Source organism: Pseudomonas sp. PS02303 (assembly GCF_029959925.1).
Taxonomy (GTDB): Bacteria; Pseudomonadota; Gammaproteobacteria; order Pseudomonadales; family Pseudomonadaceae; genus Aquipseudomonas; species Aquipseudomonas mandelii.
This window is the reverse complement of sequence record NZ_JASCOM010000041.1, coordinates 15,690-38,000: the sequence shown is the minus strand read 5'-3', so window position 1 is coordinate 38,000 and position 22,311 is coordinate 15,690. Positions and strand designations below refer to the sequence as shown.

General features: G+C 60.9%; 15 protein-coding genes and 1 pseudogene. 9 read left to right on the top strand and 7 right to left on the bottom strand.

All coding sequences use genetic code 11. The features are described 5' to 3' along the window. Positions 1 to 349 precede the first annotated feature (349 nt). The 4 genes and pseudogenes from QMX98_RS12735 to QMX98_RS12720 all read left to right on the top strand — a co-directional run. Positions 350 to 685, top strand: a pseudogene (locus QMX98_RS12735) (cation transporting ATPase C-terminal domain-containing protein); the annotation flags it as partial. A gap of 103 nt (positions 686 to 788) precedes the next feature. Then, the gene (locus QMX98_RS12730) at positions 789 to 1,199 is read left to right on the top strand and encodes a hypothetical protein (protein WP_010458467.1); all 411 of its coding nucleotides are present in this window, start codon (positions 789 to 791) and stop codon (positions 1,197 to 1,199) included. Between the two features lie 142 nt (positions 1,200 to 1,341). Then, entirely contained in the window at positions 1,342 to 1,962 is a 621-nt protein-coding gene (locus tag QMX98_RS12725; protein WP_042932214.1) for a response regulator transcription factor, read from the top strand. A 36-nt stretch (positions 1,963 to 1,998) separates the two neighbouring features. Beyond that, positions 1,999 to 5,181 (top strand): transporter substrate-binding domain-containing protein, encoded by a 3,183-nt coding sequence (locus tag QMX98_RS12720; RefSeq protein WP_282410848.1) that lies wholly within the window; start codon positions 1,999 to 2,001, stop codon positions 5,179 to 5,181. A 3-nt stretch (positions 5,182 to 5,184) separates the two neighbouring features. On the opposite strand, the gene dkgB is transcribed toward QMX98_RS12720, so the two are convergent. Together dkgB and QMX98_RS12710 are read right to left on the bottom strand one after the other, a co-directional pair. Next, positions 5,185 to 5,988 carry a 2,5-didehydrogluconate reductase DkgB gene (dkgB, locus tag QMX98_RS12715; RefSeq protein ID WP_282410847.1) on the bottom strand — a complete coding sequence of 268 codons (804 nt, stop codon included), beginning with the start codon at positions 5,986 to 5,988 and terminating at the stop codon, positions 5,185 to 5,187. Positions 5,989 to 6,222: 234 nt separating this feature from the next. After that, positions 6,223 to 6,762: a PaaI family thioesterase gene (locus tag QMX98_RS12710; RefSeq protein ID WP_282410846.1), complete on the bottom strand. Its 540-nt coding sequence runs from the start codon at positions 6,760 to 6,762 to the stop codon at positions 6,223 to 6,225. Positions 6,763 to 7,024: 262 nt separating this feature from the next. Between QMX98_RS12710 and QMX98_RS12705 the strand changes: the two genes are divergently transcribed. The 3 genes from QMX98_RS12705 (at position 7,025) to QMX98_RS12695 (ending at position 10,063) form a co-directional block, all read left to right on the top strand. Continuing rightward, positions 7,025 to 7,891 (top strand): pirin family protein, encoded by an 867-nt coding sequence (locus tag QMX98_RS12705; protein ID WP_282410845.1) that lies wholly within the window; start codon positions 7,025 to 7,027, stop codon positions 7,889 to 7,891. Between the two features lie 115 nt (positions 7,892 to 8,006). Next, on the top strand, positions 8,007 to 9,449 hold the full coding sequence (locus tag QMX98_RS12700) for a mechanosensitive ion channel domain-containing protein (RefSeq protein ID WP_010458478.1): 1,443 nt from the start codon (positions 8,007 to 8,009) through the stop codon (positions 9,447 to 9,449). 173 nt (positions 9,450 to 9,622) lie between these two features. Continuing rightward, entirely contained in the window at positions 9,623 to 10,063 is a 441-nt protein-coding gene (locus QMX98_RS12695; protein WP_077748887.1) for a carboxymuconolactone decarboxylase family protein, read from the top strand. On the opposite strand, the gene QMX98_RS12690 is transcribed toward QMX98_RS12695, so the two are convergent. Both QMX98_RS12690 and QMX98_RS12685 read right to left on the bottom strand, forming a co-directional pair. Continuing rightward, positions 10,064 to 11,656 carry a DHA2 family efflux MFS transporter permease subunit gene (locus QMX98_RS12690; RefSeq protein WP_083374640.1) on the bottom strand — a complete coding sequence of 531 codons (1,593 nt, stop codon included), beginning with the start codon at positions 11,654 to 11,656 and terminating at the stop codon, positions 10,064 to 10,066. After that, entirely contained in the window at positions 11,653 to 12,774 is a 1,122-nt protein-coding gene (locus tag QMX98_RS12685; protein ID WP_282410844.1) for an HlyD family secretion protein, read from the bottom strand. Before QMX98_RS12685 ends, QMX98_RS12690 begins: the two co-directional genes overlap by 4 nt. A gap of 252 nt (positions 12,775 to 13,026) precedes the next feature. Between QMX98_RS12685 and QMX98_RS12680 the strand changes: the two genes are divergently transcribed. Both QMX98_RS12680 and QMX98_RS12675 read left to right on the top strand, forming a co-directional pair. Then, a complete protein-coding gene (locus tag QMX98_RS12680) occupies positions 13,027 to 14,754 on the top strand; it encodes a ShlB/FhaC/HecB family hemolysin secretion/activation protein (RefSeq protein WP_282410843.1) in 1,728 nt (575 codons plus the stop codon). A gap of 105 nt (positions 14,755 to 14,859) precedes the next feature. Beyond that, a complete protein-coding gene (locus QMX98_RS12675; protein WP_282410842.1) occupies positions 14,860 to 19,371 on the top strand; it encodes a hemagglutinin repeat-containing protein in 4,512 nt (1,503 codons plus the stop codon). A gap of 49 nt (positions 19,372 to 19,420) precedes the next feature. Here the strand turns inward: QMX98_RS12675 and QMX98_RS12670 are convergent, their stop codons facing one another. The 3 genes from QMX98_RS12670 to QMX98_RS12660 are packed head-to-tail and all read right to left on the bottom strand — an operon-like array spanning position 19,421 to position 22,283. Continuing rightward, positions 19,421 to 20,182 carry an SDR family NAD(P)-dependent oxidoreductase gene (locus QMX98_RS12670; RefSeq protein ID WP_010458484.1) on the bottom strand — a complete coding sequence of 254 codons (762 nt, stop codon included), beginning with the start codon at positions 20,180 to 20,182 and terminating at the stop codon, positions 19,421 to 19,423. A gap of 3 nt (positions 20,183 to 20,185) precedes the next feature. Beyond that, positions 20,186 to 21,007, bottom strand: coding sequence for an ABC transporter permease (locus QMX98_RS12665; protein WP_010458485.1), 822 nt, complete (start codon positions 21,005 to 21,007; stop codon positions 20,186 to 20,188). A 10-nt stretch (positions 21,008 to 21,017) separates the two neighbouring features. Continuing rightward, positions 21,018 to 22,283, bottom strand: coding sequence for an ABC transporter permease (locus QMX98_RS12660; protein WP_282410841.1), 1,266 nt, complete (start codon positions 22,281 to 22,283; stop codon positions 21,018 to 21,020). Positions 22,284 to 22,311: the final 28 nt, after the last annotated feature.

The following is a 22,311-nucleotide window of genomic DNA, read 5'->3' as shown; positions in this document are numbered from 1 at the left end:
GAGCAGGCTCGCTCCCACAATGGACCTGTGTTTGCAGGCCTGATGCGGGAGCGAGCCTGCTCGCGATGGGCCCTGAATAACACCACAAATATTGAAAGCTGAACCCTTCCTGAAGAACCCCGCAATTCCCCCACCCGCCGCCGTTCCTTCGTTTACTCTCCAGAAATCGGGGCGTAAGCATCGCGCGTTTTCATCAATAGCGGAGACCCTCAGTGGGGACTTGTTCGAGTGACAGTAGTCGGCCGGTTTCGATAACCGGCACCTTCCCGGCAAGATAACGCGCAGCCTGTTGCCGTTGTCTCGCCGATAAGCGAGCAGCGGAAATCCCGATCGCGGCCAGCCGTGGACCTGGTACGTATTCGACGCCAATACCCCGGTCCATCAAACGCTCTTCCAGTCCGGCTGGTTCGTGGTCGGGCTGCTGACCCAGACCTTGATCGTGCACATGATCCGCACGCCGAAAATCCCGTTCCTGCAAAGCCGCGCAGCCATGCCGTTGATGGTCATGACCGGGATCATCATGGCCGTGGGGATATTCCTGCCGATGGGGCCGTTGGCGCACTACTTCAAACTTCAGGCGTTGCCGTCGCTGTATTTCGTGTTCCTGCCGCTGATTCTGCTGGCGTACATGGGGCTGACTCAGGCGGTGAAGGGTTTCTACATTCGGCGGTTTGGATGGCAGTAATGGCCGGAAACTGCGGTTTTTTAGGAAAAGTCCTACAGAAACATCTGTGCGCCTCCCGTAGCCTCGCCGCTTCAAAAATCAGCTATTCACACATGAGGCTACGATGCCGAATAAAGCCTTGCGCATCTTGATCGCCGACGAGCAACACTTTCACCGGATGCTGATCGAGCGGCTGTTCAATCAGCTCGATTATTACCGCGTGGCGCCGGTGCAGGACCTTGCTTCAATGCTGACCCTGGTCGAGTACGGTTGCGAGCCGTTCGACCTGGTGGTCGTCAATGCCGCGCTGGCGGCAGGCGAACTGGATTTGCTCAGCTATTTTCTCGATAACCGGCAGGTTCGCCACGCACTGATTTTCGACGGCCAACGGGCACAGTTACCGACGATCCCGGCCCACTCGCAACCCAGGGTTCAGGTGAGTCACGCGGCGCTGCCTGATCTGCGCTGTATTCAGACGTTGCTGGCGATCATTGATCCATCGTCGCAGGAGCGTAATCAGCGGTACGCCGGGTGATTGCCGCATACCGTTCGTCGGTACTGTCATTTCTGACAGGTAGATTCTGCCTTTCTCCCATGCAACAGTCCTGGCGCAGCCGTTGCGTCTGCCCCGGCGTTATCCGACGGGCATTCGTTGAGTTTTTGCACAGGGAGTTGCCATGAAGAGAGCGATGATTGTGGACGATCATCCGGTGGTTCGCGCCGCAGTGAAACTTGTACTTGGGCGGGAAGGCTTCAAGCAGATTCATGAGGCGGCCAGCGTTGGGGAAGCGTTGACCACACTCCGTGAGCAACAAGTGGATCTGCTGATCCTGGATCTGGTGATGCCCGGCGGCAACGGCCTGGACCTGCTGGAGCGAATCAAGGCCTGCGACTGGAAATGCGTAGTGCTGGTGTTCACCTCGCTCGATCCACTGTTTTTCCAGGAGCGATGCATGCGCGGCGGCGCGTTGGCGTATGTCTCAAAAAACAACAGCCTGGAGCAACTGCAAAAGGCTGTGCACGCGTTGATGGCGGGCTACACCTACTTTTCGCAGTTGCTGTCCAGACCGATGAACCCGCTGCAACACAGCGAAAAAAAGTTGATCGATACACTGTCCAACCGCGAGTTGACCATCTTGCAATACCTTGCCCGAGGCTTTTCCAACAAAGCGATCGCCGAAGCCATGAACCTGAGCCACAAAACCGTCAGCACCTACAAAACGCGCTTGGTCATAAAACTGGGGGTTGTGGCGGCAGTGCATCTACGGGACTTCGCCATACGCAATAACCTGATCTGAGTGCGCCTGACCGTGCGTGTATGGCTGCTGCGCCTCATGTTATGTCTCGTGCCGGCGGTATCGGCTATCGCCGGCGAGCCTGAGCGCTTGCAATTGCTGGGGCGTTCCACGGTGGAGGGCTACGCGGTCGATCTGGATGAACAAGACCGGCAATGGCTGCGCAACAAGCGTGTGTTGCGCCTCGGGGTGAGCGGACCGGACTACCCGCCGTTCGAAGTGACGCGCAATCACGACGAGCTGGAAGGCATCACCGCCGATTACGCCATACTCGTTGCGCAACTGCTGAACGTACAGATCGAAGTGCTGCGTTATGTCACCCGAGAAGCGGCCATGGAGGCGCTTAGATTCGGCGAACTGGATCTGCTGGGCACTTCGAACAACTTTGAACTGGCCGACCCCGAGCTGATCCTGTCCAGCGCTTATGCTGAAGACCAGCCGATGCTGGTCACCCGACTGGACGAGCACATGCCCGTGGATCTGGCGGGTAAGCGCATTGCCATGGCCGATGATTACCTGCCGGCGCAGACCGTTGAATCGTTCTATCCCCAGGCCAGCCTGCAACGTTATCCTTCGACGCTCGATGCGCTCGGGGCGGTGGCGTATGGGCAGGTTGACGTATCCCTCGTAGACATCTTCAGCGCCAATTACCTGATCAACAATAACTACCTCAGTGACGTTCAACTGATGGGGCCGGCCAGCCTCGACGCTAACCCGTTCGGCTTCGCGCTGGCTCGGGACAACCTGGCGCTGAAGGACCTCATCGACAAGGCGCTGGTGGCGATCCCCATGGAGCAGCGCTCGATCATCGAGCAGCGCTGGAGCGCCGGCAGGGCGAAAGTGGCGGGACAGCAACGCGTGGATCTGAGTGAGAGTGAACAGCGCTGGCTGGATCAGCATCCGACGGTCAATGTGGGGGTTGTGGAGAATTTTGCGCCCTTGACGTTCTACGATCCCGAGGGCCGATTCAGCGGGTTGGCGGCGCAAATGCTGACGCTCATCAGCCAGCGCAGCGGTTTGAATTTCAACGTGTTGCGAGGCCAATCCCTGGACCAGCAGATCCAGCGACTCAAGGCCGGCGAGATTGACATCTTGCCCGCCATCATTCCCACGACCGAAGGCGTATCCGGGCTGCACTTTACCCGGTCCTATGCAGTCAATCCCTACACGCTGGTCAGTGCGACCACCTCCGGTAGTCCACAGACGCTGGGCGATCTGGCCGGTAAGCGCCTGGCGATTTATCCCCGTCACCCCATGCGCGCGTTCATTCAGGCACGGTCACCGCAGGTGCAGATGGTGGACGTACAAAACCCGGCCGAAGGTCTGGAGTCGGTGGCGAAGGGACAGGCCGATGCCGCGCTCAGTTCATTGTTCATGACCCGTTACCTGATTGCCCGGTATTACCAGGGACGTTTACGCATCAGCAGTACCGTGGGCGATGAACCGGCGCGCATCTCGATGGCAACCGGCCGTGATGAATCGGTGTTGAACTCGATTTTGAACAAGGCCTTGCTGAGCATTTCGCCCGAGGAAATGGACGATCTGGTCGCCCGCTGGAGCAGTGATGCGGTGGTCGATGACAGTTATTGGCTGCGCCATCGGCGAGCTATTTTGCAGGGGTTTGCGGCGGCCGGGGCGTTGTTGTTGCTGGCCTTGGGATGGATCGCCTGGCAGCGTCGGCAAATTCGCCAACGCCAGCAGTGGCTGCAGCAGTTGCAGCAGGCCAAGGACGTTGCGGACGATGCCAACCGTGCCAAAACCACTTTTTTGGCAACCATGAGCCATGAAATCCGCACACCGATGAGTGCCCTGATCGGGTTTCTGGAAATGGCCTGGAAGCGGGCTGAAGAGGGCGTTGCCGATCGCCGATCCCTTGAGGTCGCCGCTACGGCTGCTCAGCAGTTGCTGGCGTTGATCGGCGACATTCTGGATATCGCGCGCATTGAGTCCGGGCGTTTATCGCTGACGCCCGAACGTGCCAATCTGCGTGATCTGGTGGCGTCGATCTGTCGGGTCTTTGAAGGACTTGCCCGGGAAAGGCACTTGGCGTGGCGCGTCGATCTGGACCCGCGCAGCGACCGTGAGGTGCTGATCGACCCCACGCGCTTCAAGCAGGTGCTGTCCAACCTGTTGAGCAACGCGATCAAGTTCACCCGTGAGGGTGAGGTGAGTTTGACGTTAAGTGTGGTGTCCGGATTGTCAGGGCATCTGGGGGTCAATGTGCGCATTGAAGACACCGGCATCGGCATCAGCGCAGCTGACCAGAAACGCTTGTTCAGTCCGTTCGTTCAGGCCGGTAACAGCCAGCAATCCGCGAGCATGGGGTCCGGGCTGGGGTTGGTGATCAGTCAGGCGTTGTGCGAAATGATGGGGGGGCGGCTGGTGCTGCGCAGCGTCCTCGGCCAAGGCTCGCAAGTCGATATCAGCCTTTCGCTGATGGCGTTGAAGCCGTTACCACCCTGTGCATCAGCCGACAGCGGATCACCGATACCCACGCGGCCACTGACCATTCTGGTGGTTGACGATTACCCGGCCAATCGCCTGTTGCTCTCAAGCCAGCTGAGCTACCTGGGGCATCGCGTGATGGAGGCCGAAGAGGGCGAGCGAGGGCTGGAACTGTGGCGTACACACGAATTTGATGTGGTCATCACTGACTGCAATATGCCGAAGCTCAGCGGTTATGAATTGACCGGTGAGATACGCGATGAAGAGCGCGCATATGGCCTGCTGCCGACGCTGATCCTGGGTTTTACCGCCAATGCGCAGCCTGAGGAAAAGGTCCGGTGCCTGGAAGCGGGCATGGACGATTGTCTGTTCAAGCCGATTCGGCTGGCGGATCTGAGTAGTTGGTTGGCCGATCGGTTTGCAGAGACGACGAACGAACAACCCCCATCATCCGAGATCGATTTGAGCGAGCTGGAGCAATACGTCGGGGAAGACCGGACGTTGATCAATCAATTGCTGCGTGAACTGGCAATAACCAATCGCAACGACCGCGAACATCTGCTTCAAGCACACGCCGACAACAATCTCCCGGGGCTGCGAGACCTGGCGCACCGTATCAAGGGCGGTGCGCGCATGGTCCGTGCCCAACGGTTGATCGAAAGGTGCAAGGCGCTGGAACGTGCCTGCGCCGAAGGTCGTGCGACATCGATCGACGAAGCCGTCGATCAATTGCAGGACGCCATGCGAAGTCTCGATCAGAGCCTTGAGACGGGCTGACACTTAATCCCAGTGCGGCGCGATACCTTTGGGGCTGGTCAATCGATGGCCGCGATCCAGGCTGGCGATCAACGCCATGTCGGCTTCGCTCAACTGCAGGTCACAGGCTTTCAGATTGCTTTGCAGGTTGGCGCGTTTGGTGGAAGAGGGGATAACCGCGTACCCCGACTGCATGGCCCAGGCCAGCGTGACTTGGGCCGAGGTAGCCTGAAGACGAGCGGCGATTTGCTGGATGACCGGGTCTTTCAACACTTCGCCGTAGGCCAGGGTCATGTAGGACGTGATCTGGATGCCCTGGCGCCGGGCAAACTCAACGACCTTGCGGTTCTGCAGGTACGGGTGCAGCTCGATCTGGTTGGTCGCGATGTTCTCGGCACCGACCGCTGCAATCGCTTTTTGCATCAGCTCGACGGTGAAGTTGGAGACGCCGATCTGCCGGGTCAGGCCCAGTCGCTTGGCTTCGAGCAAGGCGCCCATGAACTCTTCGACCGGCACTTGATCGTCCGGGGACGGCCAGTGGATCAGCGTCAGGTCCAGGTAATCGGTCTGCAGTTTGCGCAGGCTCTCTTTGAGGCTGTCGATCAACCGGTCTTTGGCGAAATTGGCGATCCAGATTTTACTGGTGATGAACAATTCTTCACGGGCGATACCGCTGGCGGCAATGGCCTCGCCGACCTCGGCTTCGTTTTCGTAGATTTGCGCGGTGTCGATCACTCGGTAACCCAGCGCGAGGCCGGTGCTCACCGAATCGATGACCACTTGGCCTTGCAAGCGAAAGGTACCAAGACCGAATGCGGGAATAGACATCAATGACTCCAAGGGTTGCAGTGGGAATGGACAGGAGTATCCCCGGCTGCCTCCCTGGGAAAAACCGCTGGATGGGCAAAGCAATGTTTACCGCAAGTCATGAATCGGGGGGCCGCCTGGAGGATTGAGGGTGTCTGGTCTGCCGTCTTCGCGGGCAAGCCTCGCTCCTACAGGGGCGGCGTTGCGTTTGTAGGCGCGAGCCTGCTCGCGATGGCCACAACTCGGTCTCGGAATTTACCCCCGAGCCTCAAGAATCATGCAAGTCGTCGACCCCGTCGCATACAGCCGCCCATCCACATCATAAATCCGCCCCTCGGCCAGGGCGGTGGAGCGGCCCAGATGCACAATTTTCCCTTCGGCCCGGACCGGTCCGCTGGCGCCGGTCAACGCCCGGACGTAGCTGATGCGCAAGTCCAGCGTCGTATACCCCTGGCCCTTCTTGAGCTGTGTATGAATCGCGCAGCCCATGCACGAATCCAGCAAGGTCGCCGCGTAGCCGCCATGCACGCTGCCCAGCGGGTTGTAGTGCCGCGAATCCGGCGTGCCCTGGAAAATGAAGAGCCCGGCCGACCATTCGATGGGGATGAAATCCATCAAGGCGCCGATAGGCGGTGAAGGCAGTGCGCCGTCGCCGATACCCTGGAAAAACTCGGCGGGTGACAGCGCGCTGACCTCAGCCATGGACAGGCTGCCCGGTCCGGCCAGACGCGAGCGCATGGCCTGTTCCTGGGCGATCCATTGGGCGAGGGTGGCTTCGCGGGTGGGGCTTTGCATGATGAGTTCCTCGAACGAGAGCGGATATTATGGTTGTAATTCCGATCGATATTATGTCCGAAATAAAAACTCCGCCAGCCCCGCGTGTCGAGTCGTCACACGCTATCGCCCAGGCGCAACTCCTCGCCGATTACCGGCCCTGTCGAAACCTTTGCCATCGTTCTCCAGGTAGAACGCTCAGGCTGATTTTTGCCGTCTAGTGGATTGAAGCGTTCGGTCTTAAGCTGAGTCCATTGCGTCAAACAACGAATTTGGAGGCAGGATGAAAAACATCATCGGTATTTACACCAGCCCGCGCACCCACTGGGTCGGCGACGGTTTCCCGGTTCGCACACTGTTTTCCTATGACAACCTGGCCAAACACATCAGCCCGTTTTTGCTGCTCGATCATGCTGGCCCCGCCGAATTCACCCCGACCACCGAGCGTCGTGGCGTGGGTCAGCATCCGCACCGCGGTTTCGAAACCGTGACCATCGTTTACAAGGGCGAAGTGGAGCACCGCGACTCCACCGGCAGCGGCGGCAGGATTGGCCCCGGCGATGTGCAATGGATGACCGCGGCGTCGGGGATTCTCCACGAGGAATTTCACTCCGAAGAGTTCGCCAGGACCGGCGGCACCCTGGAAATGGTGCAGCTGTGGGTCAACCTGCCGGCCAGGGACAAAATGGCCGATGCCGGTTACCAGACGATTCTCGATGGCGACATCCCGAACCTCCCGCTCAAGGACAAGGCTGGCAGCTTGCGCTTGATCGCGGGCGAGTTTGAGGGGCACACCGGTCCGGCGCGCACGTTCACGCCGATCGACGTCTGGGACCTGCGCCTCAACGGCGGCAAGTTGTTGACCCTCGACCTGCATGAAGGCCGTAACACCGCGCTGGTGGTGTTGCGCGGCACGGTTGAGGTCAACGGCCTGGAACTTATGCGCGAAGGGCAGTTGGCGTTGTTCGAACGCGATGGCCATCAGCTCAGCCTGGAAGCCAATGATGACGCCGTGGTGTTGCTGCTCAGCGGCGACCCGATCGACGAACCGATTGTCGGTCATGGCCCGTTCGTGATGAACAGCGAGCAAGAGATTCATCAGGCCTTTGCTGACTTCCAGTCGGGCCGTTTCGGCCAGATGAGCGGTTGAGCTCATTGTCTTGACGCTGGGCTGTGCCAACACTCATCCCGCAGTTTTTTGAGGTGTTATCAGATCCGCATTTACTCCTACACTGTGCCCATCCGTACATGGCTGGAGTTGTTTGATGCTGTCACTGCTTACCAATCACCCCTTGATCAGCGCGCTGGTCCTGATCCTGATTGATCTCGGCTTGTGGCGCTTGATCAGTGCCAACGGCAGCAACTGGAAACTGGTCGTGCGGCTGGTGATTTTTGCGCTGTTCAGCGTCTTGTTGTTCAACGAAGGCATGAACCCGCTGGAGCCGGCACCCTGGGCCGATAACGTACCGCTGCACCTGGCGGCCACGGGGTTGCAGATCGGCTGGTGGCTGTTCGGCGCGCGCACCCTGACGGTGTTGATCGGTGCAGTGATGATGCAACGGGTCGGGCACACGGGGCGGTTGCTGCAGGATCTGCTCGGTGCGGTGATCTTTCTGATCGCCGTCATCGCCGCCCTGGCCTATGTGCTCGAACTGCCGGTCAAAGGCGTGCTCGCGACCTCCGGTGCGTTGGCGATCATCGTCGGCCTGGCCTTGCAAAGCACCCTCAGCGATGTGTTCTCCGGGATCGTCCTCAACACCACCAAACCCTATCAACTGGATGACTGGATCTCCATCGACGGCACCGAAGGCCGGGTCACCGACATCGATTGGCGCGCCACGCGCCTGCAAACGTCCCAGGGCAGCATGGTGGTGATTCCCAACTCGCTGGCGGCCAAGGCCAAGATCATCAATTTCAGCCGGCCGAGCGATATGTTCGGCGTCTCGATCAGCCTGCAACTGAGCCCGCACGCGCGCCCGCAAACGGTGCTCGACGCGTTGGAGCGGGCGATGCAGGGTTGCCGTTATCTGCTGAGCAAACCGGCACCAAGTGTGGCGTTGAAAGGCTCGAGCGCCAGTGGCGTGGAGTACGAAATCAGTGGCTTCGTGGTCTCCATGGATCAGAAACGCATGGTGCGCAATCTGCTGTTCGACCTGGCGTACCGGCACTTGCAGGCGTCTGGTGTCAGCCTGTTGTCGAGCGTCGAGTCCAACGCGCCTGCCGTCCTGTCACGGCCACGGGCGTTGCTGGACAGTTCGAACATTTTCTCGACCCTGCGTCAGGAAGAGAAAGACACCTTCAGCCAGAACATGACCCTGCAAACCTTCCGCGCCGGTGACATGATCCTGCCGGCGGGTGAGGTCAGCGATCACCTGTTTATCATCGAATCGGGTGTGGTCTCGGTGCAGTTGAGCCGGGGCGGGGTCAAGTTCGAATCCGGGCGCATGGGCCCGGGCGAGGTGATCGGCGAGGGCGGGATTTTGTCCGATACCGCGCTGCCGGCGGAGTTCAGCGCCAAGACCGCCTGCAGCTTGTATCGCATCGAGAAGGACTACCTCAAACCGTGCCTGGATGCGCGTCATGACATCAGCGAAGCGATGACGGCGTTGCTGGATTTCCGCTTGCACAAGGCGCAGGCCCTGACCCAGGAAGTGCCGAAGGTGGTGGAGAAGAAAGGATTTTTGCGCTGGTTGCGCAGTCGGGCGTAGGGATCTTCGGGGATGAGCACTGCGCGGTTCGTGAGCAGGCAAACCGCGTTTCAGCTCGCCAATCCATCATCGGCACATCCAATGGTCTCCTTGACTTTGGTGATATTGGTTATTTGTGAGAGGGGTGTGGGGGATTAACTTGGCTCCACCCCCATTTGGTATTGGAGTCCACCATGAAACCTCGCCTCGATTTCTACACCGCGTCCCCTGACGCACTCAAAGCCATGATCGCGCTGGAAGGCGCGGTTTCGAAGCTGCCGCTGGAAAAGACTCTGATCGAACTGGTCAAGCTGCGCACCTCGCAAATCAACGGCTGCGCCTTCTGCCTGGACATGCACAGCGCCGATGCGCGCAAGGGCGGTGAAGACGAGCGCCGTCTGTACACACTGTCGGCCTGGCGGGAAACGCCGTTCTTCACCCCGCGTGAACGTGCGGCGCTGGCGTGGACCGAGTCCCTGACGCTGCTGAGCCAGACTCACGCGCCGGATGAGGACTACGAACTGGCGGCGTCCGAGTTCAGCCCGAAGGAATTGGTCGACCTGACCGTGGCCATTACCACCATCAACGCCTGGAATCGCCTGGCGGTGGGTTTCCGCAAAATGCCTCAAGCCTGATCAGTGAGCGTCTGCTGACGGCGCGGCCGGTGGCTGCACCTTGCGCATCAAGGGCACCATCGCCGTGGCTATGATGAAGCACACCATAATCATCAGAAAGGCGTCGCCGTAGGTCTGGGTCTGGGCTTCGCGGTAGGTCAGCAGCCAGAGTTGATGCAGGCTGGCGGTGACGCCGGCGTCGCCGCTCTGGCCGAGGGCGGCGAAGTTATTGCCGACCTGGGACAGCCATTGGTTCAGCGCTTCGTTGGTGCTGTTGAGGTTTTCCGCCAACCGGGTGAAGTGCAGGTTGGTGCGGTCGTTGAGGATGGTCGCACACGCGGCAATGCCGATGGCGCCCCCCAGGTTTCGCATCAGGTTGAACAGCCCCGAGGCATGTTTGAGCCGTGCCGGCGCCAGTCCGCCGAGGGTTAATGTCACCGCTGGCGGCACGGCCAGTTGCTGGGCGATTCCGCGCAAGGCTTGCGGCAGCATCAGTTCTTTGGCCCCCCAGTCATGGGTGATCGGGCTGAAATCCCACATCGACAGCGCGAACAGACCAAGGCCGCTCATCATGATCCAGCGCAGGTCGATGCGATTGGCCAGAAAGGCGTACAGCGGAATCGCCATGATCTGGAACACTCCGGTGGAGAAAACTGCCAGACCAATGTCCAGCGCACCGTAGCCGCGCACCCGGCCGAGGAACAGCGGCGTCAGGTAAATGGTGGCAAACAGGCCGATCCCGGTGACGAACGAGAAGAAACAACCGAGGGCGAAGTTGCGGTCCTTCAAGGCGCGCAAATCGACGATCGGGTTGGCCACATGCAAGGTTCGCCCGATGAAAGCCAGGCCGGCCAGGCCACTGATCCATGCCGTGGTCAAAATTGTGCTGTCGCTGAACCAGTTCCAGCGCGGACCTTCTTCGAGGGTGTATTCCAGGCAACCGAGAAACAGCGCCATGAACACCATGCTCAAGTAGTCGGCACCCTTGAGCAGCGACAGTTCCGGCTGGTCGATTTTCACCAGCATCGGCACTGCCACCGCGACGAAAATCCCCGGCACCAGGTTGATGTAGAACAGCCAGTGCCAGGATGAAATGTCGGTGATCCAGCCACCAATCACCGGCCCCAGGGTCGGTGCCAGCGAAGCCACTGCGCCGATGGTCGCGGCCGCGATCACCCGTTGTTTGCCGGTGAAGAAAAAGAACGCGGTGGTGAATACCAGCGGGATCATCGAACCACCGAGAAAGCCTTGCAGGGCACGGAAGGCGATCATGCTCTGGATGTTCCAGGCCGCGCCGCAGAGCAGGCTGGCCAAGGTGAATCCCACCGCAGAAGCGCAAAACAGCCAGCGCGTCGAGAACACCCGCGACAGCCAACCCGACAGTGGGATCACGATGATTTCGGCAATCAGGTAACTGGTTTGCACCCACGCCGTTTCATCGGTGCCGGCCGAGAGTCCGCCGCCGATGTCACGCAGCGAAGCGGAGACGATCTGGATATCCAGCAGCGCGATGAACATGCCGATACACATGGAGGCAAAGGCGAAAACCTTGGTCGCCGTCGCCATGTTCGCGGCATTGAACGGTTGCGCGGGGGCGGCGAGGGCGCGGCTCATGACGCGCGGGCCACGGCCGGGGTTGCAGGTTCCTTGCGAGTGTCCACTTCGGCGGTGACCGACAGGCCCGGACGCAGGTGGCCGAGCACGCCATCGGCCGGATCAAGCACGATGCGCACCGGCACCCGCTGAACGATTTTAGTGAAGTTGCCGGTGGCGTTTTCCGGCGGCAGCACGCTGAACTGTGAGCCACTGGCCGGCGCGAGGCTGTCCAGATGACCATGAAATTCCTGCCCGGAAAGCACGTCGGCATGAATAACCACCCGCTGCCCCGGATTCATGCGCGCCAGTTGATCTTCCTTGAAGTTGGCATCGACCCACAGGCCACTGGACGGTACCACCGACAGCAGTTGCGAACCGGCCTGGGCATAAGCGCCGACCCGCGCCCGACGATTGCCGATTACGCCGTCCACTGGGGCCTTCAGTTCGGTGTAATCCACGTTCAGTTGCGCCAGATCACGTTCGGCGTGGGCCTGCATCAGCGCGGCACGGGCCTGCTGCTTTTGCGTTGCGATCACGTTGAGCTGCCGCTGCGCCGCCAGCAGTTCGGCCTGGGCCCTCGAACTGAGGGCCTGAGCCGTTTTGAACGTCGCGTCGGCGCGTTGGGCGCTTTCCACCGAGACCGCATTACTGCCAACCAGTTTTTTGTAGCGCGCATTGTCGTCCCGTGAGCGAGCGGTTTCGGCGCCGGCGGCATCGATGCCGGCGCGGGCCTGGCCGATCACCGCGTGTTGCAGTTGTTCGGTGGCGTCGAGGTTGGCCAGCAACGCTTCTTCGGCGGCCACCGCGCCGTCGGCCCTGGCCAGGTTGGCGCGGTAGTCACGGGCGTCGAGGCGGATCAGCACGTCGCCGGCCTTGACCTTCTGATTGTCGGTGACCAGCACTTCTTCGATGTACCCCGCGACTTTCGGGCCGATCACTGTCACGTCGCCGCCAATATAGGCATCGTCGGTTTCTTCAATGAAACGCCCGGTGGTCCACCAATGCGTCGCGTACAACCCGGCAAACACCAGGGCAGCGATGGCCGCTGTCAGCATGACCAACCGTTTGAGCAGGGGAGACTTGGGTGTGCTCACCGGGACAGCGACGTCGGGTTCGAGGCTGGGCATGCTGGTCATTGAGTGAATACCTATGGGAAACGGATCTTTATTACGTATGTAATATGACGTAGGTAATATTTCGTGGCAAATGATTTCTGTTGCCAGTCGTCAGGGCGATGACAGCGGGAACGAACAGGAACGACAAGGAAACCAATTGTTTAAGAAATGTAAGCGTTGTAGGACGCGTCTTGCATTTGCGTAGGAACGATCTGACTATCACTCGCATTGATGGGGTGGCATTAAGCCATTTGATGATGACAGGGATGTTGAGTGCCGTATTCGTTTCGCGTTGTGCCTCGCCGTTGTTGCTCGCCTTGCACGCTGTTGTTGGCTTCGTTGTTGAGCCTGAGTGCTTCTGCACTCCAGGCGGCAGAGCCTTCCGCCCCAGGCCAGGAAGTGCTGCGCCAGCAACAACAGCAACAGCGCGATCTGCAACAGCTGCAACTGGAGCAGCGTCGCCGGCAACTGGAGCGCGGCAGCTTTGGTCCTGCGCCGGTCGCGCCGGCCGTCCCCGCCAGTGTGCCCGCCGATGAACGTTGCTGGCCCCTAAGTGGCACGCGTGTCGGTGGCGTCACCCTGATCAGCAGCAAGACTCTCGACGAGCGGATCAAGCCGCAACTGTCGTCGTGCATGGGCGTCGGCCAGATTAACCATCTGCTGGCGACCATTACCGGTCTGTATGTGGACGCGGGGTACATCGCCAGTCGGCCCTACCTGCGCAGTGCTCCGGTCGCCGGGCAATCGCTGGATATCGTGGTCGATGAAGGTTACGTCGAGTCCATCGAACTGGCCGACCAGCGCCTGCCGGTGTCCCTCGGTGGCGCCTTCCCCGGAATGCTCGGCAAGCCGCTGTACCTGCGCGATCTTGAGCAAGGCCTGGATCAGTTGAACCGCTTGCGTTCGCTTGACCTGACGGCCGATATAGCCCCCGGCTCGCAGCCCGGCGCCTCGCGGATCATCCTGCGTTCGCGCAGCAGCGGCCAGTCTCGCTGGGCGTTGGGCCTGGGCGTCGACAACCTCGGCAGCGCCAGCACCGGGCGTGATCGCGACACCCTGAGCCTGAGCCTCGACAGTCCGCTGGAGCTCAATGACGCCCTCAACGTGAGTGCCAGTGACACCCTCAATCGCGGTGATCGCTACAGCCGCAACGCCAGCGTTTATTACGCCATTCCCTACGGTTACTGGACCTACAGCGTATTCGCCAGCCATGCCGAATACCGCGCGCCGTTCAAGCTCAGCACCCTGAAATTCCACAGCAGCGGCATCACCGACCAGCTCAGCATGCGCGCCGACCGGGTGTTGTGGCGCGATCAGAGCCATCAGTTCAGCGCCAACCTGCAACTGGCCCACAAGGACGTCGACAGTTATCTGGAGAACATTCGCCTCGGTATCCAGAGCCCGACCCTGACCGTGGCCGAAGCCGGTTTGAACCTGTTCTGGCTCAACAGCGCCGTGTGGAACCTGGACGTCAATTACGCCCAGGGCCTGCGCTGGTTCGGTGCCGATGACGATGCCCAGCGTCAGGTCAACGACCTGCCCAAGGCGCAGTTTCGCAAGTACCGCGCCGGTCTCAGCCAATGGCGAAACGGCCAGTTTGGTCAGCAGACATGGCAGTGGCAAAGCCAGTTGAACATTCAGTACAGCCCCGATCCGCTGCCGGCCATCGAACAACTGCTCGGCACCGATGATTCCGCCGTGCGCGGTTACCGGGTCAACAGTGCGTCCGGTGCCAGCGGCGCGATCTGGCGCAACACCTTGCGCCTGCCGTTGCGCAGCGATTGGCCGGTGCAAGTCACTCCGCGCCTGGGGCTGGACAACGGCTGGATCAAGGCCGACCACGGCACCCAGGGGCAACGCCTGAGCGGGGCCAGCGCCGGGGTCAACCTGAGCTGGAAAAACCTGCAAGTGGACGTCGATTACCAACGCAGCCTCAACACCCCCAGCGGTTTAAGGCATGAGCCAGAAACCTGGCTGATGCGCGTGGGGGTGCAGATATGACCACCGACTCACCCGACACACATTCAGCCGTCGGACCTGTGCGCGACAGCCTCGGCAATCATCCCAACGCGCAACGTGATGCCGCACTTTTATTGAGAGGTTCCTATGCCTGAACAAACATTTGCGTTCCATCTTTCCCCTCGGGGAAAACTGCGCTGGGCGATTGCCAGCCTGTTCCTGATTGCCCATCTGCCAAACGCCCTCGCGGGTGGCGTGGTGGTCGCACCGGGCCCCGGCGGCACCGCACAACTGCAAACCCAGGGCGGCGTGCCGATCGTCAATATCGTTGCACCCAACGGCTCGGGCCTGTCGCATAACCAGTTCCTCGACTACAACGTCGATCGCCAGGGCCTGGTGTTGAACAACGCCTTGCAGGCCGGGCAATCCCAACTCGCCGGGCAACTGGCCGCCAACCCGCAGCTCCAGGGTCAGGCCGCGAGCGTGATCCTCAACGAAGTGGTCAGCCGCAACGCCTCGGCCATCAACGGTGCCCAGGAAATCTTCGGCCGCGCCGCCGATTATGTGTTGGCCAACCCCAACGGCATCTCGGTGAACGGCGGCAGTTTCATCAACACACCCAACGCCAATCTGGTGGTCGGCCGTCCCGAATTGAACGACGGCAAGCTGCAAGCCCTGAGCACCCGTGAGGCCACCGGGACGTTGCAGATTCAGGGCGCGGGCCTGCAAAACCGTGAGGGCTCGATCAACCTGATCGCCCCGCGCATCGACAGCCAGGGCAACGTCAACGCTCGGGATCAACTGAACCTCACCGTCGGCCGCAATCAGGTGGATTACGCCTCGGGCCAGGTGAAAACCGTGGACCCGGCCGGCAACACCACCGACCACCGCATCGACGCCAGCCTGTTTGGCGCCATGCAAGCGGGGCGCATCAACATCGTCAGCACCGCTGAAGGCGCCGGCGTGCGGGTCGGGCCGGTGCAGGTCGCGGGTCGCGAGGGCGTGCAGATTCACTCTGCAGGGGATTTGAGCATCAGCGGCCAAGCCGTCCCCGACAGTCTTGAGGTAATCCGGGCAGGCGTTCGCAGCAGCCAGGGTGACGTCCGCTTGCACAGTGGCAAGGACCTGACCCTGGCCGCCGCCGACGTCAGTGGTCGCGACGTCAAACTCGACGCCGGACGCAACTTGACCTTGAGCACCGTCGAAAGCCGCCGTCTCCAGGAGAAGCGCGAAAACTGGAACAACAGCACCATCGGCATCACTTGGGAAACCTACGACCGTACGCAGACCGACAGCGATTCACGCCAGCACGGCAGCCAGATTCTCGCCAGCCGCGACGCGCAATTGTCGTCCGCGGGTGACACTGAACTGAAAGCGGCCAAGGTCAAAGCGGCGAACAATCTGAGCGTGCAAAGCGGCGGCGATTTACGCCTGAGCGCCGCCACCGAAAGCCACACCCAGACCGATCAGGGCAACCACCGCAAACACTTGTGGAAAGCCGATTGGAACACCAGCAGCGAAGAGCAGCGCAGCATCACCAGCCACTTGGAGGGCGGCAACATCGCCCTGCAGACCGCCGCGTTATTGCGTTCCGAAGGGGCTGAGTTGAGCAGCGCCGCTGACATCCACCTCGCGGGCAAACAGGTGGAAATCACCAGTGCGAGCCGCACTCAGCGCACCAGCGACAACCGTTACTCGGGCGATCTGGTGGGCGGCGGTTTCTTTGGCAAGACCGGCGACGCCGATCAGGGCAAGACCCAGAACCAGGGCAGCAAAATCAACGCGGCCGGCAAGTTGATCGTCAAGGCGGACGACGTGCGGATCAGCGGCAGCCAGGTACGCGGCGGCACCGAATCGAGCGTCATCAGCGACAAGGGTTCGCTGGTGATCGATGGCGTACAGGACACTTCTCACACCAATAGCCACGACAAAGACAGCAAGTTCTTCGGCATCACCAAGGACGAAACCCGGCAGAACGCCAAGGACAGCAGCACGGTGCGCAGCGAGCTGACCTCGGACAGCAACCTTAGGCTCAAGAGCGCCAAGGACATTGAGGTGGCCGGTTCCACGGTCAAGGCTGGCGGCAACCTGAGTGTTGACGCGGCGGGGGATGTGAAGGTGCATTCCGCGCAAGACACTCGCGACAGCAGCACAACCACCGAGACGCGTGGCTTCGATGCCTACGCCAGGGAAAACAGCCCGGACGCCGGGCAGTATCGTGCCGGTGTGCATTACGAAGACACGCAGCAAACCGTGACCGGCAACGACATCAAGCAGCAGGGCTCAAGCCTCAGCGGCGGCACTGTGCAACTGGCGGCGGGCGGCGACCTGACGCTCAAAGGCGCCGAGGTCAACGCCACACACGGCGACGCGATACTGACCGGCAAAAACGTCTCGCTGCTGGCCGAGCAGAACAGCCACAGCACCTCGACCGATAAAACCGGCACCAGCGGCGGCTTCTACTACACCGGCGGCCTCGACCGCGCCGGCAGTGGCATCGATTTCGCGCACTCCACCTCGCAAGACACCACCGGCAAAACCACCGCGCAAACCACCGGCGTGCAGAGCAGCGGCAACCTGAACATCAACACCGGCAAACTGACCACCGAAGGCGCGCGTCTGGATGCCGGCAAAGGCCTGAATGTCGCTGCCGTCGAGGTGGACAATCGCGCTGCGCACAACACCGACAGCAGCACCCACAACGACAGCAACTGGTCGGCGGACATCGGCGCCAACGTCGAGTACAAGGACATCGCCCGGCCGATCGCCGGAGCGGTCAAGGATGTGCTGGCCAGCAAGGTGCCGGACAAGGATGCGCTGGCCAATCTCGGTCAACCCAACGTCGGCATCGACGTTGCGATCGGTCATCAGAACGCCAGCCATACCGAGCAAACCAGCACCGCCGTGGTCAGCCAGTTCAAGGGCGGCACCGTGGAGATGAACGTGGCCGGGACGTTGCAGGATCAGGGCGCTCAGTACCAGGCGAGCGCGGGCAAGGTCAACATCAACGCCGATACCTTGGTGGCGACCGCCGCGAATAACACCCGCCGCAGCACCGATCAGGCGCTGGACGCCAAGGCTGACGTGCGGGTCTATACCAAGACCGGTGAGGACGTGAACGTCGCCGGCAGCGGTGCGGGTGGCAGCAGCCAGACGCGCAAGGACACGTCCACCGCTGTCGTCGGCAGCTATGCCGGCAGCACAGGGGTGACCATCAACCTGCGTGGCGATGGTCAGTTCGAAGGCAGCCATTTCGATGGCGGGCAGGGCGGTGTCTTGATCAAGACCGGCGGTGACCTGGCGCTGAATCAGGCCACTGACCGCCAGAGCAACGACACCACCAGCCTACGCGGCAACGGCTCGTTGAACGTCGGCACTGCGCCGGGCACCAACGGCACCAATGTCGATCTGGGTGCGGGTTTCCAGCTCGATCACACCGGCAAACAAACCCGGGACAGCCAGGCGCAGGTGTCGAGTATTCAGGGTAAAGGTCCGGTGCTGTTGAGCAGCGGTGGCAATCAGATCCTGCAAGGGACGAAGGTCGACACGCGGGGCAGCATTGACCTGAAGGCTGGCGGCCAACTCGATCTGCAAGCGGCAACCGACACCCACACCGCAACCGGCAGCAACCTCGGCGGCGGCCTCAGGGTGGGCGGCAGCAAAACCAGCACGGAGATAAGTGCTGACCAGGGCGGCAACGTGAGCGGCAACTTCAACATCGGTCGGGTCAACGAAACGACACGGACTTTGACCGGTGGACAGCTCAACAGCCAGGGCAACATCGCCCTCGGTGGTGACGCGATCCACCTGCAAGGCACCCAGGTCAGCGCCCCGAGCGTCAGCCTCGATGCGCAGAGCGGCGGCATCCTCCAGGCGTCGGCCGAGTCCACACAGAACCGCACAAACTGGAATGGGGCACTGAATGCCGGCGGCAACCTGAGCAACAGCACACCGGTCGTCGCGGATGAAAAGAACGTCGCCACAAGTGATCACGGCTTCAATGCCGGGGCTAAGGTCGGTGTGGATTACCTGCAAGGCACGACCCAGCAGAACAGCCAGATCAAGGCTGACAACGTGGTGTTGAACAGCGTGGGTGATACTCGTCTGGCGGGTGCGCGGATTGATGCGACGACCGTCAGCGGCAAGGTCGGCGGTGACCTGAGCGTGGAAAGTCGCCAGGACAGCCAGACTAGCGCCAAGGTTGATGTTGACCTCGGCCTGACAGGCAAGAAGGCTGCACCAGCCGACAAGGACAAAGTGGCCGAGAACACCAAACCGGGCGGGACTGACTACAAGCCGACAATGAAACTAGATGGCGGTTACGCGCATAAGGACAGCGTCGGCCAGGCTTCCGGTATCAGTGGCAGCCAGGGTGTGAATCTGAAGGTGGGCGGCGCCACGCAACTGAGCGGTGCACGGATTGCATCGACTGACGGCCGCGTGGGTCTCGGTGGTTCCAAAGTCACCACTGCCACCGTGAGCAACCGTGATTACGGGGTCAACGCCGGTCTGGATTTGCCTGAAAAGGCAGCGGGTGAAGCCGGTAAACCGGTCGTTACAACCCCGGGTGAGCACAGCGTCAAACTCGGTCCGGTCACCCTGGGCGGTCATTACGACAGCCAATCGTTACAAGCTGGGATCGACGAGAAAAACATCTAGGCTCCGCCTTCCCTGTGGGAGCGAGCACGCTCGCTTCCCCATTTGATTGTTAGCGGGAAACTTGCGGTGCGTGACTCGGAGGGGTTCTCAGCCCTGCCGTTTCACCACCGTCCACCGTCAACACCGTACCGTTGACGTAGCTGGACGCTGGCGACAGCAACCAGCAAATCGCCTGGGCCACTTCTTCGGGCGCGGCCAGGCGGCCTACGGGAATCCTTGCGGTCAGGGCAGCCAGACGAGGTGCGTCCTTCATGATCGCGTCCATCATGCGCGTGGCGATCTGACCGGGGCACACCGCGTTGAACCGTACGCTTGCGCCATATTCCAGGGCCAGCGCCTGCGTCATGCCAATCAAGGCCGCCTTGCTGGCGCAGTAAGTGGCCAGTCCCTCTTCGCCGGTCTTGCCGGCGATCGACGACACATTCACCACCGCTCCATGACCCGCCTGCAAGCCGGGCAAGGCGTGCTTGATGAAGAAAAATGCCGAGCGGGTGTTGACCTCGAACATCGTGTCCCATTCCAGTTGTGAGGTCTGTGTGAGCGCCTTGCGCCCGGCCATGCCGGCGTTGTTGACCAGACCTTGCAAGGAGCCGTTACCCAGTTCCAGTGCGCGGTAGACGACGCGTTGACAGTCGGCCTCTTGCCGCACGTCGCCCGCCACGAACGTGCTGCCCGGCAGGCGCTGGGACAGCTGCTCTCCCGCATCGACGTCACGTCCAGTGAACACCACTGACATGCCCTGGCCGATTAACTGCTCTACGGTGACGGCACCGATGCCCTGGGTGCCGCCGGTCACGATGTACATGCTCATAGGTTATTGCTCCTTGAGTTGGCGGGCGTTGCGTTGTGCTCGCAAGGTCAGCCAGGTAGTGGTCATCAGCCCGACAATGCCCACCAGTAGCAACAATGTCGACATGGCGAGAATCGAGGGGTCGATGGTGTCGCGTATGCCATCGAACATTTGCCGGGGCAAGGTCCGTTGGCTGGGGCCGCCGATGAACAGCACCACGACGATTTCATCGAACGATGTCATGAAGGCGAAGAGTGCGCCCGATATCACACCAGGTGCGATGATTGGCAAAGCAATACCCGCGAAGGCCCGAACAGGTGAGGCGCCGGACATGGCGGCGGCCTTGAGCAAGGTCATGTCGAAACCCTGCAGGCTGGCGGCAACACTGATCAGGACGAAAGGCGTGGCCAGGACGGTGTGGGCCAGAATCAGACCGAACAAAGTACCTGTCAGGCCCAGTTTGCCGAAGAGAAAATACATGCCCAGCCCGGAGATCACAGGTGGGAAAATCATCGGTGAAATCAGCAGGCCGAGCATTCCGCTGGCGGCTGGCAGGTTGCGGCGTGCAAAGGCCAGCGCGGCCAGCGTTCCGAGCAATGTCGCCAGCAGTGTCGAGGCGATGCCGACCCACAGGCTGTTGCTCAGCGCTTGCATCCAGGGACCGCTGGTGAATACCCGTTCATACCATTGCAGGGAGAGTCCCGGGAGCGGGTAGGAGAGGAACGTGCCACTGCTGAATGAAATCGGTACCACCGCCAACAGTGGTGCGATCATGAAAATGCTCATCAATAGACCGAACAACACATGAGCCTTGCGGGCGAGGTAAGCCTGTATGAAATGGTTCATGGGAGCTCCTTCAGCGCAGGCCGGCAATCTGGCGAATACCCACCAGGCGCGCGGCCAGCAGGTAAATGACCATGACACAGGAAATCAGCACCAGCCCGAGTGCCGAGGCCATGCCCCAATTGACGGTGGTGTTGGTATAGAACGCAATGAAATAGCCAAGCATCTGTTCGCGGGCACTGCCCACCAGGGTCGGCGTCACGTAGTAACCCGCCGCGACGATGAACGTGAGCAGGGTGCCGGAACCGATCCCCGTCAAGGTCAGGGGCAAGTAGACCTGCATGAACCCGCGTATGGGATGAGCGCCGAGTGAGGCTGAGGCGCGCATGAAATGGGGCGGGATATTTTTCATCACGTTGTACAGCGGCAGCACGCTGAACGGCAGCAGGATGTGCACCATCACGATGTACACACCCGACAGGTTGAAAATCATCGGCAGCGGGTGATCGATCAGGCCGAAGCGCAGCAGTAACGTGTTGACGATGCCTTTGTCCTGCAGTACCACGATCCAGGCCGTGGTTCGTGCCAGCAACGAGGTCCAGAACGGCAGCATGACCGCCAGAAACAGCAAGACTTGCAGGGCCGGTGAAGCCTTGACCATCAACGCGGCAAACGGAAAGCCCAGCAACAGACACAACAGCGAGACTATCAGGGCGGTTTTCAGGGTCTTGAAGGTCAAGTCCAGGTACACCCGCTGGCTTTCTTCGACCGGCGCGACACCTTGATCCGTTTGCTTCAAGTCCAGGGCGGCCAGCAGGTAATACGGCGTATAGGCCGGGGACGCGCGGCGAAAGTCCTCCCACACCTGTGGTGAAATCCAGCGTTCATCGATGGCGGCCAAACGCTCTCGGGCGCTCTGGCTTTCCGGGTTCGCCAGCGGCGTTCTGTAGGTCCGTGCGGTGTTCATGACCAGGAAGCGATAACCACTGTTCTCGTAGTTGAGGCGTCGTGCCGCCTCACCAATGACTGCATTGCTCGGGGCGTTGATAAAGTCTTGCTCGAGCGCATCGAACACCCGGTCAGTTGGCAGCGCCGTTGAATCCTTCGCCGGCTCGTCGACCATCGTCCTGATGGCCGTGGGGAACGCTTGTAGCAGTTCGGGATTGCTGACGGCCCGGTAGAACATCATGCCGATCGGCAGAGCGAAGAAAACACAGGTGTAAGCCAGCAGCGGCAAGAGCAGCAGCATCGAAACCCAGCGCTTGCGGCGACTGGATTGATAATGGGCGACGGCCAGCGTGTCGACGCAAGCCGGTGCATCTATTGAGGAAACGGACATAGTGAAACCCACCTTGATAAAACCATAC

Excerpts from the sequence above, each read along its gene's own strand:
- QMX98_RS12730 (WP_010458467.1), top strand. The coding sequence starts at position 789 with ATGCCGAATAAAGCCTTGCGCATCTTGATCGCCGACGAGCAACACTTT.
- QMX98_RS12725 (WP_042932214.1), top strand. The coding sequence starts at position 1,342 with ATGAAGAGAGCGATGATTGTGGACGATCATCCGGTGGTTCGCGCCGCA.
- QMX98_RS12720 (WP_282410848.1), top strand. The coding sequence starts at position 1,999 with ATGTTATGTCTCGTGCCGGCGGTATCGGCTATCGCCGGCGAGCCTGAG.
- dkgB (WP_282410847.1), bottom strand. The coding sequence starts at position 5,988 with ATGTCTATTCCCGCATTCGGTCTTGGTACCTTTCGCTTGCAAGGCCAA.
- QMX98_RS12710 (WP_282410846.1), bottom strand. The coding sequence starts at position 6,762 with ATGCAAAGCCCCACCCGCGAAGCCACCCTCGCCCAATGGATCGCCCAG.
- QMX98_RS12705 (WP_282410845.1), top strand. The coding sequence starts at position 7,025 with ATGAAAAACATCATCGGTATTTACACCAGCCCGCGCACCCACTGGGTC.
- QMX98_RS12700 (WP_010458478.1), top strand. The coding sequence starts at position 8,007 with ATGCTGTCACTGCTTACCAATCACCCCTTGATCAGCGCGCTGGTCCTG.
- QMX98_RS12695 (WP_077748887.1), top strand. The coding sequence starts at position 9,623 with ATGAAACCTCGCCTCGATTTCTACACCGCGTCCCCTGACGCACTCAAA.
- QMX98_RS12690 (WP_083374640.1), bottom strand. The coding sequence starts at position 11,656 with ATGAGCCGCGCCCTCGCCGCCCCCGCGCAACCGTTCAATGCCGCGAAC.
- QMX98_RS12685 (WP_282410844.1), bottom strand. The coding sequence starts at position 12,774 with ATGACCAGCATGCCCAGCCTCGAACCCGACGTCGCTGTCCCGGTGAGC.
- QMX98_RS12675 (WP_282410842.1), top strand. The coding sequence starts at position 14,860 with ATGCCTGAACAAACATTTGCGTTCCATCTTTCCCCTCGGGGAAAACTG.
- QMX98_RS12670 (WP_010458484.1), bottom strand. The coding sequence starts at position 20,182 with ATGAGCATGTACATCGTGACCGGCGGCACCCAGGGCATCGGTGCCGTC.
- QMX98_RS12665 (WP_010458485.1), bottom strand. The coding sequence starts at position 21,007 with ATGAACCATTTCATACAGGCTTACCTCGCCCGCAAGGCTCATGTGTTG.
- QMX98_RS12660 (WP_282410841.1), bottom strand. The coding sequence starts at position 22,283 with ATGTCCGTTTCCTCAATAGATGCACCGGCTTGCGTCGACACGCTGGCC.